At 60.4% G+C, this 1,421-nt stretch carries 1 protein-coding gene; it reads left to right on the top strand.

Annotated features, from left to right (window positions below; translation table 11 throughout):
- Positions 1-290: 290 nt before the first annotated feature.
- The coding region (locus D1J51_RS17640; RefSeq protein WP_119077309.1) for an IS30 family transposase at positions 291-1,421 on the top strand (1,131 nt) is incomplete at its 3' end.

Consider the following 1,421-nt stretch of genomic DNA (forward strand, 5'->3'; position numbering starts at 1 on the left):
GGCGGATTCAATTGGTTGTCGCAACACCCTGATGATGGAGGTGTTCAAGAATGGCGACGAAAGATTGGGCCGCGAAAACCGGTGATGCGCCCGAGGTGGTGCGTCGGCAGTGGCGTGCGGATAGGGCGTTACGGCCCCCGATGCGATCTCCTGGTAGACCGGAGCCTTCCCGGTCAGTTCAGCGCGAGTTTTGGCGTCTGATCGCCACTGGGATCACCTCGGCTGAAGCTGCGCTACAGGTGGGCGTGTCAGTGCCAGTAGGTACGAGGTGGTTTCGGCATGCTGGGGGTATGACACCACTGAGTTTGTGCGAGCCCACTGGGCGGTATCTCTCATTTGAGGAACGTGAAGAGATCGGCCTCCTTCGCGCCCGGAACATTGGGGTGCGTGAGATTGCCCGCCAGTTGCGGCGTGACCCTGGAACGATTTCACGTGAGTTACGACGGAACGCAGCCACCCGGAGCGGGAAGCCAGAATACCGGCCGTTGGTCGCGCAATGGAAAGCGCAACAGGCCGCGAAACGTCCCAAAGTAGCGAAGCTTGTGCAGCACGATCATTTGCGGGAGTACGTGCAGGAGCGTCTTTCTGGTGAGGTTCGGCTGCCCGATGGCACCATCGTTACGGGACCCAAAGCCCCGGTATGGAAGGGACTAAATAAGCCGCATCGGCAGGACCGGAAGTGGTTCCTTGGGTGGAGCCCGGAACAGATCTCCGAACGGTTGAAGGTCGATTTCCCCGATGATGAGAGTATGCGTATCAGTCACGAAGCGATCTACCAGTCTCTCTATATCGAGGGTCGTGGCGCGCTGAAGCGTGAACTCGTCGCGGCGCTTCGGACTGGGCGTGCGCTCCGGAAACCGCGGGCGAGGTCGCGCAACACACCGCAGGGGCATGTCACCGCTGATGTGGTGATTTCTGAGAGGCCAGCGGAGGCTGCTGATCGTGCAGTTCCGGGGCATTGGGAAGGGGACCTCATCATCGGGACGAACCGGTCGGCGATAGGCACCCTCGTTGAGCGGAAGAGCCGTTCCACGTTGTTGGTGCATCTGCCTCGACTGGAGGGGTATGGGGAGCAACCGGTGGTGAAGAACGGGCCCGCGCTTGGTGGGTATGGGGCTGTGGCGATGGCCGATGCGCTGACTGTGGCGATGTCTCAGCTACCGCAGCAGCTCAGGAAGACGTTGACGTGGGATCGCGGGAAAGAGCTCTCCGCTCATGCGAAGTTCGCATTCGAGACTGGCACGAAGGTGTTCTTCGCGGATCCGCATTCGCCGTGGCAGCGGCCTACGAACGAGAACACGAACGGGCTCCTGCGACAGTATTTTCCGAAGGGTACTGATCTTTCAAGGTGGAGTGTGGAGGAGCTTGAGGCGGTGGCGTACACGTTGAATAACCGGCCCAGAAAGGTGTTGGGTTGGAAG

It is taken from the genome of Leucobacter sp. wl10 (assembly GCF_003569785.1).
In the GTDB taxonomy this organism is placed as follows: Bacteria; Actinomycetota; Actinomycetes; order Actinomycetales; family Microbacteriaceae; genus Leucobacter.